We start from the raw sequence: 15,855 nt of genomic DNA, 5'->3' as shown, positions 1-15,855 counted from the left end.
GGCCGTGGGCCCGGCGGTGGACCGGGTCTTCGCGGGCCTCGCCGGGCAGGGGGCGCTGGTCTTCGCCCACCGGGTACGCCTGCTGGTCGCGCACCGGGTCGACGACCGGACCGGGCTGGCCGTCGCCGAGGCGGCGGTGGCCGCCGTCGACGAGGACCGGGCCGAGTTGCGGCTCTCGGTGAAGGAGAAGGACGACTTCTTCACCACGTACTTCGTCAGCACCTGGTCGCCGCAGGTCACCAAGGTCTGTGCCCGGCTGGGGCTGAGCCCGACGGCGGTCACCATGATCTCGGTGGTCTTCGCGGTCGCCGCCGCCGCGTTGTTCGCCATCGGCGGCCGACCGGCGCTGGTCGGCGGTGCGGTCCTGCTCTATCTCGGCTTCGTGCTCGACTGTGTGGACGGTCAGCTCGCCCGGTACACCCGCAACTTCAGCGCGTGGGGCGGGTGGCTGGACACCATGGCCGACCGGGCCAAGGAGTACCTGGTCTACGCGGGTCTCGGGTGGGGTGCCACGGCGGCCGGGTTCCGGTACGGCTGGGCGTTGGCCATCGCCGCGATGACCCTCCAGACGGTGCGGCACATGACCGACGCGTGGTACGGCGTGCTGCACGACGAGGCGGCCCGTCGACCGAAGACGGTGGGCACCGGGGGCGGCGGTATCGGTGACCGGCTGAACGCCGCGTCCAACCGGGTGCAGGCCGACTCGGGGTCGCTGTCGTACTGGCTCAAGCGCACGGTGGTCTTCCCGATCGGGGAGCGGTGGGCGCTGATCGCGCTGGCCGCCGCGCTGTTCGACCAGCGGATCGCCCTGTTCGCGGTGCTGATCTGGGGGGTGCTGGCGTTCGGGTACACGGGTGCGCTGCGTACCCTGCGGGCCCGCTGGATGTGGGTGCCGGTGCTGGACACGGTCGACGCGACCCTGCACCGCGACGACGGCCCGCTGGCCACCCGGCTGCCGGTGCTGCGCCGACCCGGGCCGCTGGTCCTCGCAGTGGTCGCGGCGCTGGCTGCGGCGGGGTTGGTGTTGGTGACGCTGCTGGGCGGCGTGGGTGACGGCAGTGACCCGGCGGCCTGGCTGCGGTGGGCGGCGGTGCCGGTGGTGCTGTTGGTCCTGCTGGCCGCTGCGGCGGGGACCGGGGCGGCGCACAACGGGCCGCTGGACTGGCTGGTGCCGGCCGCGCTGCGGGCCGCCGAGTTCCTGTTCGCCGTCGCGGTCGGGGTGATCGGCGGCGCGCCCGCGTGGCTGATCTTCGGGTACGTCTTCGTGCTCACCCTGCACCACTACGACCTGGTCGCCCGGCTGGAGAAGCGGCAACCCGCGCCGCCGCTGCACTCGGCCACGCTGGGCTGGGAGGGGCGCTCGGTGGTGCTGGCGCTGACGGCGATCGCCGGAATCGTGAGTATTGGTCTGGCTACACTCGGTATCTACCTTCTGGTGCTCTTCGTGGCAAGTGTGGTGCTGGCCTGGTTCGTCCGGCCGAGCCGTCCCACCCGGGCTCCGGCGGGTACGCGACAAGGCGCGACGCTCTGACGGGAGGCCGGGACGATGACGCTGATCAGCTTCGTCGTCCCGGCCTTCCGCGTGCAGGGCTACCTGCGGGAGTGCCTGGACTCGATCCTCGGCCAGCCGATCGCCGACATCGAGGTGATCGGCGTCGACGACTGCTCGCCGGACGCGGTCGGGGACATCCTCGACGAGTACGCCGCCCGCGACGACCGGGTCCGGGCGATCCGGCTCGATCAGAACGTCGGGCTCGGTCCGGCCCGCAACGTCGGGCTGGACCTGGCCGTCGGCGAGTACGTCTGGTTCGTCGACGGTGACGACTGGCTCGCGCCGGGTTGCCTGGTCGAGGTGGCCGCCCGCCTGCGCGAGACCCGCCCCGACGTGCTGCTCGTCGACCACGTCCGCACGTACTGGGACGAGCAGGTCAGCGCCAGCGCGATGGCGGAGGTCTTCCCGGAGCCACCCGGGGCGGAGACGTTCCGGCTGGCCGAGCGACCGGAGACGCTGGACCTGCTGCACACCGCCTGGAACCGGCTGCTGCGCCGGCAGTTCCTCGCCGACGTCGGGCTGCGCTTCGCCCCCGGCTGGTACGAGGACGTGTCGTTCAGCTACCCGGCGCTGCTGGCCGCCGACCGGATCGGCGTGCTCGACGTGGTCTGCGTCAACTACCGGCAACGACGGGCCGGGGCGATCACGAAGACCCAGGGCGAGCGGCACTTCGAGGTGTTCCACCAGTGGCGCCGGGTGTTCCAGGAGCTGGACCGGCTCGGTGCCGAGGAACTGCGGCCGACGGTCTTCGCGCGGATGATGTGGCACTACCTGACCGTGCTCGGCACCGACGAGCGGATCCCGGCCGACCTGCGGCCCACCTTCTTCGCCCGGATCACCATCGAGCACGCCCGCTTCCGCCCACCCGGCGGCCACCCGGTCCCGGACGGCATCGACGGGCTCAAGCACCGGCTGGTCGCGGCCGGTCGCTGGCGGACGTTCAGCGCGCTGCGGGCCACCGGCCGCGCAGGCGAGACGGCGCGTCGGGTCGCCCGCCGGGCCCGACGCCGGGTGGGCCCACCGGCCCGTCGGGGCGTACGCATCGCGCGGGACGTCGCGCTCCGTGAGTTCCAGCGGGTCGAGCGCCGTCGGCCGGTGGACGAGAACCTGGCCGTGTACGCGGCGTACTGGTACCGCGGGTACGCCTGCAACCCGGCCGCCGTGTACGAGGCGGCGCGGCGGCTGGCACCGCACGTGCGGGGTGTCTGGATCGTGCGGCGGGACCGGGTGCACACGCTGCCCGACGGGGTCGAGTACGTGGTGGCGGGTACGCCCGCGTACCACCGGGTGCTGGCCCGCGCCCGGTGGCTGATCAACAACGTCAACTTCCCCGACTCGGTCCGCAAGCGGCCGGGCACGGTGCACGTGCAGACCCACCACGGCACCCCGGTCAAGGTGATGGGGCTGGACCAGCAGCGGTACCCGCTGGGCGCGACCGGCATGGACTTCGCCGGGCTGCTGCGGCGGGTGGACCGGTGGGACTTCTCGGTCAGCGCGAACAGCTTCTCCACGCAGATGTGGGAGCGGGCCTATCCGGCCGCGTACACGACTCTGGAAGTGGGTTATCCGCGCAACGACCGGTTGGTGACCGCGAGCGCCGAGGAGATCCTGCGGCTGCGCGCGGAGCTGGGCGTCGGCCTCGGCGAGCGGGTGGTGCTGTACGCCCCGACGCACCGGGAGCACCTGCCCGGATACCGTCCGCCGTTCGACCCGGAGCGGTTCCTGGACGCGCTCGGCCCGTCCGGACTGCTGCTGATGCGCAGCCACTACTTCCACGACCGGGACCGCCGGACGTCAGGCCCGCGCAGCCGCGCCAGGATCCTCGACGTCAGCGACCATCCCCGGGTCGAGGATCTCTATCTCGCGGCGGACGTGCTGGTCACCGACTACTCGTCGGCGATGTTCGACTACGCCGTCCTGGACCGGCCGATCGTCGTCTACGCGCCGGACTGGGACGCGTACCGGTTGACCCGGGGGGTCTACCTCGACGTCACCGCCGAGGCGCCCGGTGCGGTGGCGCGGACCTTCCCCGGACTGCTCGACGTGTTCCGCTCCGGCGCGCTGGAGACGCCGGAGGCCGACCGGGCGCGGGCCGCGTTCCGGGAACGCTTCTGCTCACTGGAGGACGGGCACGCCGCCGAGCGGGTCGCCAGACGGGTCTTCCTGGGCGAGACGGCCCTCTGAGTCCCTCTTTCCGAGCAATCGCCGTCATTCGATGGACCGTAATAGGTCTGTCACGATTCGAACATGGCACGTTTACCCGATGTGCTCGCCGCATGATCCTGGCGACAGTCATTCCGGGTTCGCCGACGAGCTGGGGGAGGAGACGGTGACAACCGTCGCGCTCAAGGATGTGACAAAGGTCTTCCGGGACGGCACCGTCGCTGTCGACACCATCAATCTCGACGTCAACGACGGCGAGTTCCTGGTGTTGCTCGGGCCGTCCGGCTGTGGCAAGTCCACGGTACTCCGGATGATCGCCGGGCTGGAGGAACCGACCACGGGCGCGGTCATGCTCGACGGCGAGGTGGCGAACGAGCTGCCGCCACGGGAGCGGCGGATCGCGATGGTCTTCCAGGACTTCGCCCTCTATCCGCACATGAGCGTCAACGACAACATCGCCTTCCCCCTCAAACTGGCCGGCGTCGAACCGGCCCCGCGCGGCGAGCGGGTCACCGACGTGGCCAGCGCCCTCGGCATCGGCGACGTGTTGGCCCGACGTCCCGGCCAGCTCTCCGGCGGGCAGCGGCAGCGGGTCGCGATGGGTCGGGCGATCGTCCGTCGACCCGGTCTGTTCCTGATGGACGAGCCACTGTCGAACCTGGACAGCGGGCTGCGCGCCGAGCTGCGCGCGGAGATCTCCGGTCTCACCCGCGAGCTGGGCGTCACCACCGTGTACGTGACCCACGACCAGGCCGAGGCACTGACCATGGCCGACCGGGTCGCCATCATGCGCAAGGGCGTCCTCCAGGACGTCGGCACCCCCACCCAGGTGTACGGCCGCCCGGCCACCCTCTATGTCGCCGCGTTCCTCGGCAGCCCCCGGATGAACCTGCTGGAGGCGTCGGTCTACGTCCACCTCGACCGGTACATCACCCTGACTCTCGGCGATCAGGCGCTCTATCTGCCCTGGAACGACATCCGCAGTCGGGCCGTGGCGCATTACCACGGCGAGCGGATCGTGGTCGGCATGCGGGCGGAGGCGCTCACCCCGGTCGCGCCGGACACCTCCGGAGACGTGCTCCAGGGCCGGATCCGCTACCTCGAACACCACGGTCACGAGTCCCTTGCCTTCCTCGACATCGGGGCCTCGGCGATCGTGGTCGACGAGGTCGGTGCCCCGGCCGACGGCGACGCCCCGCTCGGTCAGCGCGGTCTGCGCCGGTTCGGCCAGATGATGCAGCGGTTCACCGGCCGGGTCGCGGTCGACCAGGGCGGGCAGGGCGCGAACGGCAGCACCGGCACCAGCATCCTGAACGATCCGGGCCGCCACCACCGCCGCCCGGCCGAACTGGCCGTCCGGTTGGCGCCGTACCCGGCGGTCTCCGCCGGACACTCGCTGAGCGTCAAGGTCCGCATGGACGCCCTGCACTTCTTCGACGACCGGGGCGACCGCATCGACGTCGGCTGGCGCTGACGCAGGGAACGCGCCGCGCCGGCTGGCACCGATGTAAGGAAGGGCACCTTATTAACGCCTGCGGTATAGCACGGGTCCCCTGCTAACGCGCCGCCACGAGCGGCTCGCGGATGATCGGCCGCTAGCACGGCTCGACGAGTGGGCGGCGGTAGGGGGACCAGGCGACGAAGCGGGTGAACAGGTCCCGTGGAGTGGGGCCGTCGTCGGGGTTGAGGCGGTAGAGGTCGCGGGTGGCCTCGTAGAAGAGACCCGACAGATAGATCGACAGTCCGATCTCATTGGGGCCGTACTCGGTCTTCAGCAGAATCCGCGCGGTCGCGCACGGCCACGGGTGCCCGCAGGCCCGGCAACACCACATCGGGCGCAGCGGGGTGTGCGGCTTCTCGTGCAGGGGGTACGCCCGAGGCCGGTCCGGCGTCGGCCCGTCACCCGGTTGCGGCAACTGGTGAGTGATCATCGAAAACTCCTCTGCGCGGTTGCTGCGCTCCCGGCGGAGCGGCTGACCTGGGCCGGGGCCCGTCCAAGCGGGGGACGAGCGGACGGGCCCCGACAGAAATCCCCACGATCTGCCGCAATCGGGGAACTTTCTACGTGACAGTCTGGTGAGGACACCACTACTTTCGGAAGGGAATCACCCCCCACCAGCCCGGCCGTACGAGCCGGTCGTCACCGAAGTGCAGAGGTGTGCAGATGGATCGGTTACCCATGTTGGAGCTGTTCGCCGGTGAGTTACGCCGGCTGCGGACCAAGGCGGGCCTCTCCCAGGAGGCGCTCGGCACGCAGATCAGCTACTCGGCCTCGCTGGTGGCGGCGGTCGAGCAGTGTCGCCGGGCGCCCCGGGAGGAGTTCACCGTGCGCTGCGACGACGTCCTGCACGGCGAGGGGCTGTTGGTGCGGGTCCGGGAGGCGATCCTCAAGGAGAGCCTGATGCCGTGGTTCCGCGAGTGGGTCACGATCGAGCAGGAGGCGACCTCCCTGTGCAGCTTCCAGCCGTTGGTGGTGCCGGGCCTGCTCCAGACCGAGGGGTACGCTCGCGCGCTCTACGAGGGCGCGAGCCAACTCTTCGGCGACCAGGTCGAGGCGCCGCTGGCCGCCCGGCTCGCCCGGCAGCAGGTGCTCGCCCGGCCCAATCCGCCGCTGCTGGTGGCGGTCCTCGACCACACGGTGCTGGAGCGCCCGGTCGGCGGGCCGAAGGTGATGCGGGAGCAGTTGCTGCACCTGGTGGAGGTGGGGCGTCGGATCAAGGTGCACCTGCACATCGTGCCGAAGGGGGTGGGCGCCTATCCGGGGCTCAACGGTGCCTTCGTGATCGCCACCCCGCCGGAGGGCGACGACATCGCCTACCTCGACAACCAGATGCGCGGCAGCATCGTGGAGCGCACTGTGGACGTAAACTCCCTGCGGCAGAACTGGGAGGCTGTCCGGGCCGAGGCGTTGCCCCAGGGAGCCACCCTCAAGATGATCTCGGAGGCGGCGGAAGCATGGACCTGACCGGTGCGATCTGGCGCAAGAGCACCCGCAGCAGTGGCAACCAGGGCGACTGCGTCGAGGTGGCCGACAACCTGGCGCAGGTCGTCGGCGTGCGCGACAGCAAAGACCGGCAGGGGCCGGTGCTCACCTTCACGCCCGAGACCTGGCGAGCCTTCGTGGAGTCCACCAAGAGCCGCTGACCCCGCTCCGTCGCGTGGCCTTGTCGGTTAAGTTACTTACCGGTAGCGTGCGGGCATGACCATCGACTCGCGGCAGGTGGCAGCCGCCATGCTCCAGGCGGTGCCCTTCGCCCGTACGCTCGGCTTCGAATTCGTCGAGGTGGCACCGGAGGCGGAGGGCTCGGTCCGGGCCGTGGTGCGCTTGCCCGACTCGCCGGCCACCCACAACCACGTCGGCGGCCCGCACGCCGGGGCCGTGTTCACCCTCGGCGAGACCGCCTCCGGCGCGGTGGTGATGGCCGCGTTCGGCCACCTGCTCGACCGGGCCACGCCATTGGCGGTACGCGCCGAGATCGCGTACCGCAAGCTCGCCCTGGGCCCGGTGCTGGCGACGGCGCGGCTCGGTCGCCCGCCGGCCGAGGTGATCGCGGAGCTGGACGCCGGCGAGCGACCGGAGTTCCCGGTACGCGTGGAGATCGCCACCGAAGAGGGCAAGCCGACCTCGGAGATGACCGTCATCTGGACGCTGCGCCCGAACTGACGCAAGGGCCTGGTCGAGCTGACGAGGGTCAGCGGCGCTGCTGCAACGCCTCGGCGTTGCGGACCTCGTTGTCGCGGTCGCCGCTGCCGGTGGCGATCAGGGTCCGGAGGCTGCTGCCCACGTAGCCACCCCAGGCGTTCGCGCAGACGTCGTAGCACTCGTGGTGCCGGGTCAGGCCGACGTGGGTGAAGCGCAGCCGGGTGCCCTCGCCCTCCGGCGCGATGTCGAATCGGATCCGGGTGTCGGTCCACTCCTGCGGGTCGGCGGTGAAGTTGAAGTAACCCTCCACGCAGAGCCACTCGACCGTCTCGCCGGGCACGAACTCCACGATCCGGAAGCGGCACCGGTGGATGTCCTTGTAGTGGTAGGAGAACTCGGCACCGGCGACGTCGGTCGGCCCGTCGATCTCCGTCGACCACCAGCCGCGTACGTCGTTGACGGCGTCGAACACCCGCATCGGGGTCTGGTCGACCACGAACGTCGTGGTGAAACTCTGCTCGGTCATGGTTCCTGTCTCTCGGTCGGTGTCATTCGAGGTGCGTGCGGAGGGCGGCGAGCGGGCCGTCCCAGTCCCGGGCCAGGGCGGCCAGGAACTGCTGGGCGACCTGCATCGGCGCTGATCGCAGGCGGTAGCGCACGCGGCGGCGCTCGCCCGGCTCGGCGCTCACCAGGCCCGCCTCGGCGAGCAGGGCGAGGTGCTTGGCGATCCCCTGGCGGGTGATCGGCAACCGGGCGGCGAGGTCGGTGGCGGTGGCCGGGCCGCCCTCGGCCAGTGCGGCGAGGATGGCGCGCCGGTTCGGGTCGGCCAGGGCGACGAACACCGCCTCCGCGACGGCCTCGGACGCGGGGTCAGTCATGGAGATAGGCGACCAGCTCGTCCAGCTCGCTCGCCCAGCCTCGGGTGTTGCCCGCGAACGCCACGTCGTGTTCGTCGGGGCCGAGCTGGGCGAACCCGGTCTCGACCACGGTGAGGCTGGTGCCGTCGCCGTCGGCGGTCAGCGTGAACTCGACGTACGTGCGGCGCGGGTCGTCGGCGGGCAGCCCGTGCACGGGCCAGGTGTAGCCAAAGATCGTCTTCGGTTCGAGTCGCTCGATCCGCAACTGCGACCGCTCGCCGGTGTCCCAGGCGACCGTGGCGATGCCGCCGACGCGCAGGTCCACCTCGGCGCGCTGGCCGAACCAGGTGCCGAGCCCTTCCGCGCTGGTGATCGCCGCCCACACGTCGTCCACCGGGCGGGCTATCCGCACGGTGCGTTCGATCCGGTCGGGAAATCCCATCATCGCACCCCTTCTGTAGCAACCAGTAGGTTGCTACAGAAGGTATGGCAACTAGATGGTTGCGTCAACTGTGGCGGCGAACCTCGTCGGTCGGGCGACCCTGAGAAGGAGCGCGACCGGAAAGGACACGATGCGCCGTCTCATTGCGACCGCCTCAGGGCAACTCGACCGGTGACGGCCATCAGGACGGAGCAGACCGCCATGAGTACCAGCGTGATCCAGGGAACCGTCCGGACGACGGCGCCGTCATCCGCGAGCATGGGCAGGACCACGTTGATCGCCGCCCCCAGGGCAACGAGAGCCAGCAACGCGATGCCGGTGCTCGCGAGTCTGTGTGCCTCCTTCGGTGCGACGTTGCGACGCCAACCGCCGCGTGTCAGCCGCCAGGAGACCAGCATGATGAGCGTCAGCGCGACGCCGAACAGGGCGCCGAGCCAGGCCGTCACCGGCCAGAAGACCACCACGAACAGGCCGGTCAGGCTGGCCATCGACGACATCAGCAGGGCGAGGACCAGGAGTCCCGGGTCCTTGGTGGGCTGCGTACCGGACAACGAGACTCCCCGTGATGACTCGCTTCACGATGCTTGCTGCGATGAACGTATGAGTGAGCCTCACTTCCGGCAACTTGAGGCGCGACGTGCCGAGCAGAGGACCCACTGCACGGCACGCCCGGGTCGGTCGAAGTGCGTTTGCGGGCTGGTGGCCGTGGATAGATTGGTACGGTGCTCGGCCTGCCTGATCATGTGACCGCTTGTCTCTTCGACCTGGACGGTGTGCTGACGCAGACCGCCCGGCTGCACAACGCCGCCTGGACCGAGACCTTCGACGACTTCCTGCGGCGGCACGCGGCCTCCACCGGTCAGCCCTACCGCCCGTTCGATCCGGGTCCGGACTACCACCGCTACGTCGACGGGCGGCCCCGCCTGGACGGCGTACGCACCTTCCTCGCCTCACGGGACATCACGCTGCCGGAGGGAACGCCGGAGGACCCGCCGGGCGCGCAGACCGTGTACGGCCTGGGGAACCGCAAGAACACGCTGGTGCTGGAACGGATGCGGACCGCCGGTGTGGACGTCTATCCGGGCTCGGTGGCGTACCTCAAGGCGGTACGCGACGCGGGGCTGCGTCGGGCGGTGGTCACCGCCAGCGCCAACGGCCGGGACGTGCTGGCCGTGGCCGGGCTGGAGCCGCTGCTGGAGGCCCGGGTGGACGGGCTGACCGCACGGGCCGAAGGGCTGCGCGGCAAGCCCGCGCCGGACACCTTCCTCGCCGGGGCGAAGCTGCTCGGCGTCGATCCCGCGAACGCGGTGGTGTTCGAGGACGCGCTGGCCGGTGTCGCCGCCGGGAAGGCCGGCGGATTCGGGTACGTGGTCGGGGTCGACCGGGCCGGTCAGGCCGACGAACTGCGCGCACACGGCGCGGACGTGGTCGTCGACGACCTCGCCGACCTGCTCACCGCCGGACGGCACGCATGATCCGGGAGCGGGCGTACCCGGTCGAGCCGTGGCACGTGCGGGAGACCCGCCTCGACATGGACGTGCTCGCCCAGTCCGAGTCGGTCTTCGCCCTCTCCAACGGGCACGTCGGGTTGCGCGGCAACCTGGACGAGGGTGAGCCGCACGGGTTGCCCGGCACCTACCTCAACTCGTTCTACGAGTTGCGCCCGCTGCCGTACGCGGAGGCGGGTTTCGGTTTTCCGGAGTCCGGCCAGACCATCGTCAACGTCACCAACGGCAAGCTGATCCGGCTGCTGGTCGACGACGAGCCGCTCGACGTCCGGTACGGCGAGGTGCTCGCCCACGAGCGGGTGCTCGACATGCGGGCCGGGACGCTGCACCGCTCCCTGCACTGGCGCTCGCCGGCCGGGCGCGAGGTGCGGGTGAACACCACCCGGCTGGTCTCCTTCCGGCAGCGTTCGGTGGCCGCCATCCGCTACGAGGTGGAGGTGGCCGACGGCAAGCCGTTGCGGCTGATCGTCCAGTCGGAGCTGGTGGCCAACGAGACCCTGCCGCCGCAGAGCCGCGACCCCCGGGTCGCCGCCGTGCTGGAGTCTCCGTTGGAGGCCGAGGAGGAGCTGACCACGGAGGACGGTGGGCTGTTGATCCACCGGACCAAGGTGTCCGGCCTGCGGGTCGCCGCCGCGATGGAACACGAGGTCGACTCGCCTGCGCGGACCACCGTGGAGTCCGAGGGGTACGAGGACTGGGTGCGGACCACCATCGGTTGCGTGCTGGAGCCGGGTCAGACGCTCCGAGTGGTGAAGTACCTGACCTACGGCTGGTCCAGCCGCCGGTCGTTGCCGGCCCTGCGGGACCAGGTCGGTGCCGCGCTCGCCGCCGCGCGACTCGACGGCTGGGACGGGCTGGTCCGCGAGCAGCGGGAGTATCTCGACGAGTTCTGGGACGCCGCCGACGTGGAGGTCGAGGGCGATCCGGAGGTGCAGCAGGCGGTCCGGTTCGGGCTGTTCCACGTGCTCCAGGCCGGTGCCCGCGCGGAACGTCGGCCGATCAGCGCCAAGGGGCTCACCGGTCCCGGGTACGACGGCCACGCGTTCTGGGACACCGAGATGTTCGTGCTGCCGGTGCTCACGTACACCCATCCGGCGGCGGTGCGGGACGCGCTGTACTGGCGGTTCTCCACGTTGGAGCAGGCACACGAGCGGGCCCGGACACTCAACCTCCAGGGTGCGGCCTTCCCCTGGCGCACCATCGAGGGGCCGGAGTCGTCCGGCTACTGGCCGGCGGGCACGGCCGCGTTCCACATCGCCGCCGGCATCGCCGACGCGATGCGCCGGTACGTGTTGGTCAGCGGTGACCGTGAACTGGAGCGGGAGATCGGGCTGACCCTGCTGGTGGAGACCGCCCGGTTGTGGCGGTCGCTCGGGCACCACGACCGCAACGGCCAGTTCCACATCGACGGGGTGACCGGCCCGGACGAGTACACCGCCGTGAAGAACGACAACATCTACACGAACCTGATGGCGCAGCGGAACCTCCAGACCGCCGCCGAGGTGGCGATGCGCTACCGCGACGAGGCGTTCCATCTCGGTGTCACCGACGAGGAGGCCGCCGCCTGGCGCGACGCCGCCTCGGCCATGCACATCCCGTACGACGACGAGATCGACGTGCATCAGCAGGTGGAGGGCTTCACCCGGCTCCAGGAGTGGGACTTCGCCGACACCCCGTCGGACAAGTACCCGCTGCTGCTGCACTACCCGTACTTCGACCTGTACCGCAAGCAGGTGGTCAAGCAGGCCGACCTGGTGCTGGCGATGCACTGGCGCGGGGACGCGTTCACGCCCGAGGAGAAGCTGCGCAACTTCCTCTACTACGAGCGGCGTACCGTCCGGGACTCCTCGCTCTCCGCCTGCACGCAGGCGGTGCTGGCGGCCGAGGTCGGCTACACCGAGCTGGCGCACAGCTATCTGCGCGAGGCCGCGCTGATGGACCTGCACGACCTGAACGAGAACACCCGCGACGGGGTGCACATGGCCTCCCTCGCCGGGGCGTGGATCGCGCTGGTCGGTGGTTTCGGGGGCCTTCGGGACCATGACGGGGTGCCGTCGTTCGCGCCGCGCCTGTCGAGCGGGTTGAGCCGGTTGGCCTTCTCGCTCCAGTGGTGCGGGATGCGGCTACGGGTCGACGTGCGTCCGCACGAGACGACGTACTCGCTGCACCACGCCGCGAACGACGCGTCGATGGAGGTCCGGCACTACGGCACGTCGATCCGGGTCACCTGCGACGAGGCGGTCACCGTACCGATCCCACCGGCCGCCGACGACCTGCCGCCGCCGGAGCAGGCACCGGGCCGGGCACCACTGCTCCGGCTCCCGGAAACTCCCACCTGAGACGCACCGCGTCGACCGGCGGACCGCCGGTCGACGCGGACCGTTCAGATCGGTTCGCCCTGGGACGGGCGGCCGGTGGCGTCGTGCGGTGCCCTCGCCCGGGGATCGTCGGCGTCACGTGCCTGGGCCGCCTCGTCCGCCCAGTCCCGTCCGCGCCGGGTGTCCTGTTCGTTCCGCTCGCGATCGGCGGCCTTCTGCACGGGCTCACGGTGGTGATGCGGCATGACGGTCCTCGCGATCTGCTCGCCGACGCCACGGGCGCCGGTCCGTCTGCGGTCCTCCGTCGGCTACCCGCCGCCTCCGGACACAAACGCGCGTGCGGTCCGCCCGCCGGGGTATGCGAGGGACCGGGAGGCGAGATGGACGTACGCGGTGGCGAGGTGACGATCCCGGCGGGTCAGGTGGAGCTCTCGGCCGACCTGCTGGTGCCGACCGGCACGTCCGGTGCGGTGCTGTTCGCGCACGGCAGCGGCAGTTCCCGGCACAGCCCCCGCAACGTCTCGGTCGCCCACCGGCTCACCTCCGACGGGCTCGGCACCGTCCTGGTCGACCTGCTCACCCGGGCCGAGGACGAGGCGGACGCGGTCACCGCCGAGCTGCGTTTCGACATCGGGCTGCTGGCCGACCGGCTGGTCGCGACCCTGGACTGGCTGGCCGCCGCGCGGCCCTTCGGCGCGGTGCCGATCGGTCTCTTCGGCGCCAGTACGGGTGCCGCCGCCGCCCTGATCGCGGCGGCGCGGCGGCCCGACATGGTCCACGCCGTGGTGTCCCGGGGCGGCCGACCCGACCTGGCCGGAGCCGCCCTGGGCGAGGTACGCGCCGCCACCCTGCTGCTTGTCGGTGGCCTCGACGAGCAGGTCATCACGCTCAACGAGCAGGCCCGGGACCGGATGGCCGCGCCGACCGACCTACGGGTGGTGCCCGGCGCGACGCACCTGTTCGAGGAGCCCGGGACGCTGGAACAGGTGGCCGAGGCGGCGGCCGGCTGGTTCCGCGACCACCTGCGTCCCCAGCCGGTCCCGGCGTCGGGCTGAGGTCAGACCTTGCGGACCATCCTGCGGGCACGGGACTGCGCCGTCCGCCCCCGGATGATCCTGGTCCAGCGTCGCTCCGCCGCAGCGGCCTGACGCTGCTGCTGCACGCTGTCGACGACCCGCCAGACGACGGCGGCGATCGGGACCGCGACGAAGGCGCCCGCGATGCCGGCGATGAGCGTGCCGGCGGTGACCGCGAGCAGGATCACCACCGGGTGCAGCCGGACCTGCCGCTTCATGATCAGCGGTTCGAGCAGGTTGCCCTCGATCTGCTGGACGGCGATCACCGCGCCCAGAGTGAGCAGGGCGGTGGTGGGGCCGTTGGCCGCCAGCGCCACCAGCACCGCGACCGCGCCGGCCACGGTGGCGCCGATGATCGGCACGAACCCGCCGATGAACGTGATCAATGCCAACGGGAAGGCCAGCGGCACACCGAGCAGCACCAGCGCCAGACCGATGCCGATGGCGTCGATCGCCGCGATCAGCATGGTGCCCCGACTGTACGAGCCGAGCGTGCGCCAGCCGACCCGACCCGCTCTGGCGGCGATCTCCCGGTTCGGCCCGCCCGCCCGGCGCAACGTCCAGTGCCACATCGACCGGCCGTCCTTCAGCAGGAAGAAGAGCAGCACCAGGGCGAGCAGGACGGAGCCGAACACCTCGGCCACCGTCTGCGCGCTGGCGACCGGGTCGACCTCCTGCTGGCTGACTGCCTGGCGGAGCTGGTCGACGAGGCCGTCGAGCTGCGCGTCGGTGACCGGCAGCGTGGAGGTGACGAAGTCGCGGCTGCGTTCCAGGCCCTGCCGCAACTCGTCGCCCAACTCGCTGAACTGGCCCGCGGTCATGTTCCAGACCAGCACGCCCACGCCGGACAGGACGCCGAGCAGGAGCAGGACGGTGAGCAGCGCGGCCAGTGCGGCGGGCAGGCGAAGCCGGCGCAACGCGAGCTGGACCGGGTCGAGCAGTGCGGCCAGAAAGAAGGTGACGGCCAGCGCGATGGCCAGCGGCGTGACCAGCATCGTGATCCGGGCCAGCAGGTAGAGACCGGCGGCGATCACCACCAGGCAGGCGCTCCAGACCACCGCCGTGCGCACCAGCCAGGGCAGAGCCGCCCAGGTCTGTCTCGGCCCGGCACTCCGCCGCGTCGACTCCTCGGGCTTACGCCCGTCACCCCGTGCGACCACGTCGGCCTCCTCTTCCCGGCGAGGTCGTACCCGGCCGGTGTCCGTCCGACACCGGTCCCACGCTAGGTTCCCGCCCGACGGGCCGGGGGAGGTTCGCGCTATCTGCCTGTCGCGGCAGAGCCGGTCAGTACGCGGCAGCCGTCCGGCCGCGCACCACGGTCGGCATCTCGCGGGTCTGCTCGACCCCACCCAGCGCGGTCAACGGCAGCACCGACTCGCGTTCCTCGACCTGTGGCAGCAGTGCCGAGAGCGCCTCGTCGCGCAGGCTGCGGGCTGCGGCGACGGCCAGCTCGGCGGCCCGCCAGCGCTCCTGCTCCTGGGCGTGGGCCGTCTGCTGGCGTGCGAACAGGTGGTCGCGTACCGCCCGACGGAGCGCCAGCTCCTGCTCGACCGGGTGCCGCCGCGGGTCCCAGCCCCGGTGGGCGAAGACATCGCTGAGCTGTTCCACCGACAGCTCCCGCCGCCAGTACGCCTCCATCGCCGCCCGGTGCAGCCAGCGCTCCCGGTCGGCGTACTCGGCGGGGGTGCGCGGGGTCTGCGGCAGCGGCATGCCGGTGGCAGCGGTGAGTCGGCGGACGTCCGCCTCCGCCGTCTCGTACGCCTGCCACGCCTGTTCGGCCTCGTCCTGCGCGGCGAGCCACTCCTCGCGGCGGCGGCGGGCCGTGGCGTCGGCGCGGTCGGCGGCGACGGCGACCTCCTCCGCCCAGCGGTCCTGGTCGCGCTGTTCCTCGGTGTGCTCGGTGCGACTCGGCAGTGCCGCCTCGCGGATCCGGGCGCCCGCGTCGAAGCGCAGGAGTCGTCGGGGGCGCAGCAGCAGGGCGGCGATGGCCAGGATCACCACGCCCAGCAGGGTCAGCCAGATCACGGCGGCCCGGGGGACGTCGGGCAGGACGTAGGAGAGAGCGGTTCGCATCATCAACACCTCTCGCGGTCGGATGAGGGTCGTCGACTGGGCAAGGTCTGTGGTCGCCGAGGGCGGCGACAGGACGGCGGCGGGGCCGGACGGGTCCGCGACGGCGGTGTGCCCGGGACGCTCGGCGACGGTCGGTCGGGATCGAGGTCGGGGCCGGGTCGGCGGACGGGCGCGGGCCGGAGGGCGTCCTGGGGGCGGGCCGTCGGTCAGGCCGCCGGTGGAC

The 15,855-nt window shown here is 71.5% G+C and carries 17 protein-coding genes; 9 read left to right on the top strand and 8 right to left on the bottom strand.

What is annotated here, in order from left to right; translation table 11 throughout:
* The 3 genes from EYA84_RS12340 to EYA84_RS12330 form a co-directional block, all read left to right on the top strand.
* On the top strand, positions 1–1,531 hold a 1,531-nt coding region (locus EYA84_RS12340), incomplete at its 5' end, for a DUF5941 domain-containing protein (RefSeq protein WP_131053181.1).
* Between the two features lie 15 nt (positions 1,532–1,546).
* Positions 1,547–3,736, top strand: a complete 2,190-nt coding sequence (locus EYA84_RS12335) for a bifunctional glycosyltransferase family 2 protein/CDP-glycerol:glycerophosphate glycerophosphotransferase (protein WP_131053180.1) — start codon at positions 1,547–1,549, stop codon at positions 3,734–3,736.
* 145 nt (positions 3,737–3,881) lie between these two features.
* Positions 3,882–5,189, top strand: a complete 1,308-nt coding sequence (locus EYA84_RS12330) for an ABC transporter ATP-binding protein (protein ID WP_131053179.1) — start codon at positions 3,882–3,884, stop codon at positions 5,187–5,189.
* Positions 5,190–5,310: 121 nt separating this feature from the next.
* On the opposite strand, the gene EYA84_RS12325 is transcribed toward EYA84_RS12330, so the two are convergent.
* Positions 5,311–5,646: a hypothetical protein gene (locus tag EYA84_RS12325; protein WP_131053178.1), complete on the bottom strand. Its 336-nt coding sequence runs from the start codon at positions 5,644–5,646 to the stop codon at positions 5,311–5,313.
* Positions 5,647–5,879: 233 nt separating this feature from the next.
* Between EYA84_RS12325 and EYA84_RS12320 the strand changes: the two genes are divergently transcribed.
* From EYA84_RS12320 to EYA84_RS12310, 3 genes are read left to right on the top strand one after another with little or no spacing between them, the layout of a single operon-like run.
* Positions 5,880–6,680 carry a helix-turn-helix transcriptional regulator gene (locus tag EYA84_RS12320; protein WP_131053177.1) on the top strand — a complete coding sequence of 267 codons (801 nt, stop codon included), beginning with the start codon at positions 5,880–5,882 and terminating at the stop codon, positions 6,678–6,680.
* The gene (locus tag EYA84_RS12315) at positions 6,671–6,859 is read left to right on the top strand and encodes a DUF397 domain-containing protein (RefSeq protein ID WP_131053176.1); all 189 of its coding nucleotides are present in this window, start codon (positions 6,671–6,673) and stop codon (positions 6,857–6,859) included. Before EYA84_RS12320 ends, EYA84_RS12315 begins: the two co-directional genes overlap by 10 nt.
* A gap of 55 nt (positions 6,860–6,914) precedes the next feature.
* Positions 6,915–7,379 (top strand): DUF4442 domain-containing protein, encoded by a 465-nt coding sequence (locus EYA84_RS12310; protein ID WP_131053175.1) that lies wholly within the window; start codon positions 6,915–6,917, stop codon positions 7,377–7,379.
* A 28-nt stretch (positions 7,380–7,407) separates the two neighbouring features.
* Here EYA84_RS12310 and EYA84_RS12305 read toward each other — a convergent pair whose 3' ends face one another.
* The 4 genes from EYA84_RS12305 to EYA84_RS12290 all read right to left on the bottom strand — a co-directional run bounded on the left by EYA84_RS12305 (position 7,408) and on the right by EYA84_RS12290 (position 9,208).
* Entirely contained in the window at positions 7,408–7,884 is a 477-nt protein-coding gene (locus EYA84_RS12305; RefSeq protein WP_131053174.1) for an SRPBCC domain-containing protein, read from the bottom strand.
* Between the two features lie 22 nt (positions 7,885–7,906).
* A complete protein-coding gene (locus tag EYA84_RS12300; protein ID WP_131053173.1) occupies positions 7,907–8,236 on the bottom strand; it encodes a helix-turn-helix transcriptional regulator in 330 nt (109 codons plus the stop codon).
* The gene (locus EYA84_RS12295) at positions 8,229–8,657 is read right to left on the bottom strand and encodes an SRPBCC domain-containing protein (RefSeq protein WP_131053172.1); all 429 of its coding nucleotides are present in this window, start codon (positions 8,655–8,657) and stop codon (positions 8,229–8,231) included. Before EYA84_RS12295 ends, EYA84_RS12300 begins: the two co-directional genes overlap by 8 nt.
* A gap of 140 nt (positions 8,658–8,797) precedes the next feature.
* Entirely contained in the window at positions 8,798–9,208 is a 411-nt protein-coding gene (locus EYA84_RS12290; RefSeq protein WP_131053171.1) for a hypothetical protein, read from the bottom strand.
* 171 nt (positions 9,209–9,379) lie between these two features.
* Here EYA84_RS12290 and EYA84_RS12285 point away from each other — a divergent pair, with 171 nt between their 5' ends.
* Entirely contained in the window at positions 9,380–10,132 is a 753-nt protein-coding gene (locus tag EYA84_RS12285) for a beta-phosphoglucomutase family hydrolase (protein WP_131053170.1), read from the top strand.
* Complete coding sequence (locus EYA84_RS12280; protein ID WP_131053169.1) at positions 10,129–12,504, top strand: glycoside hydrolase family 65 protein; 2,376 nt, start codon at positions 10,129–10,131, stop codon at positions 12,502–12,504. Before EYA84_RS12285 ends, EYA84_RS12280 begins: the two co-directional genes overlap by 4 nt.
* 44 nt (positions 12,505–12,548) lie before the next feature.
* On the opposite strand, the gene EYA84_RS12275 is transcribed toward EYA84_RS12280, so the two are convergent.
* Positions 12,549–12,728 carry a hypothetical protein gene (locus EYA84_RS12275; RefSeq protein ID WP_131053168.1) on the bottom strand — a complete coding sequence of 60 codons (180 nt, stop codon included), beginning with the start codon at positions 12,726–12,728 and terminating at the stop codon, positions 12,549–12,551.
* Between the two features lie 135 nt (positions 12,729–12,863).
* Between EYA84_RS12275 and EYA84_RS12270 the strand changes: the two genes are divergently transcribed.
* Entirely contained in the window at positions 12,864–13,538 is a 675-nt protein-coding gene (locus EYA84_RS12270; RefSeq protein WP_131053167.1) for a dienelactone hydrolase family protein, read from the top strand.
* 2 nt (positions 13,539–13,540) lie between these two features.
* Here the strand turns inward: EYA84_RS12270 and EYA84_RS12265 are convergent, their stop codons facing one another.
* Both EYA84_RS12265 and EYA84_RS12260 read right to left on the bottom strand, forming a co-directional pair.
* Positions 13,541–14,719, bottom strand: coding sequence for an AI-2E family transporter (locus EYA84_RS12265; RefSeq protein ID WP_131053166.1), 1,179 nt, complete (start codon positions 14,717–14,719; stop codon positions 13,541–13,543).
* Positions 14,720–14,843: 124 nt separating this feature from the next.
* Positions 14,844–15,635: a hypothetical protein gene (locus EYA84_RS12260; protein ID WP_236145727.1), complete on the bottom strand. Its 792-nt coding sequence runs from the start codon at positions 15,633–15,635 to the stop codon at positions 14,844–14,846.
* Positions 15,636–15,855 lie beyond the last annotated feature (220 nt).

The organism is Verrucosispora sp. SN26_14.1 (genome assembly GCF_004307965.1).
Lineage (GTDB): Bacteria > Actinomycetota > Actinomycetes > Mycobacteriales > Micromonosporaceae > Micromonospora.
The sequence above is the reverse complement of the archived record's forward strand: the minus strand, read 5'-3'. Positions and strand labels throughout refer to the sequence as shown.

Bases quoted from the DNA above. Each gene is read 5' to 3' on its own strand.
- EYA84_RS12335 (WP_131053180.1), top strand. From the start codon at position 1,547: ATGACGCTGATCAGCTTCGTCGTCCCGGCCTTCCGCGTGCAGGGCTAC.
- EYA84_RS12325 (WP_131053178.1), bottom strand. From the start codon at position 5,646: ATGATCACTCACCAGTTGCCGCAACCGGGTGACGGGCCGACGCCGGAC.
- EYA84_RS12320 (WP_131053177.1), top strand. From the start codon at position 5,880: ATGGATCGGTTACCCATGTTGGAGCTGTTCGCCGGTGAGTTACGCCGG.
- EYA84_RS12315 (WP_131053176.1), top strand. From the start codon at position 6,671: ATGGACCTGACCGGTGCGATCTGGCGCAAGAGCACCCGCAGCAGTGGC.
- EYA84_RS12310 (WP_131053175.1), top strand. From the start codon at position 6,915: ATGACCATCGACTCGCGGCAGGTGGCAGCCGCCATGCTCCAGGCGGTG.
- EYA84_RS12305 (WP_131053174.1), bottom strand. From the start codon at position 7,884: ATGACCGAGCAGAGTTTCACCACGACGTTCGTGGTCGACCAGACCCCG.
- EYA84_RS12300 (WP_131053173.1), bottom strand. From the start codon at position 8,236: ATGACTGACCCCGCGTCCGAGGCCGTCGCGGAGGCGGTGTTCGTCGCC.
- EYA84_RS12295 (WP_131053172.1), bottom strand. From the start codon at position 8,657: ATGGGATTTCCCGACCGGATCGAACGCACCGTGCGGATAGCCCGCCCG.
- EYA84_RS12280 (WP_131053169.1), top strand. From the start codon at position 10,129: ATGATCCGGGAGCGGGCGTACCCGGTCGAGCCGTGGCACGTGCGGGAG.
- EYA84_RS12275 (WP_131053168.1), bottom strand. From the start codon at position 12,728: ATGCCGCATCACCACCGTGAGCCCGTGCAGAAGGCCGCCGATCGCGAG.
- EYA84_RS12270 (WP_131053167.1), top strand. From the start codon at position 12,864: ATGGACGTACGCGGTGGCGAGGTGACGATCCCGGCGGGTCAGGTGGAG.
- EYA84_RS12260 (WP_236145727.1), bottom strand. From the start codon at position 15,635: ATGATGCGAACCGCTCTCTCCTACGTCCTGCCCGACGTCCCCCGGGCC.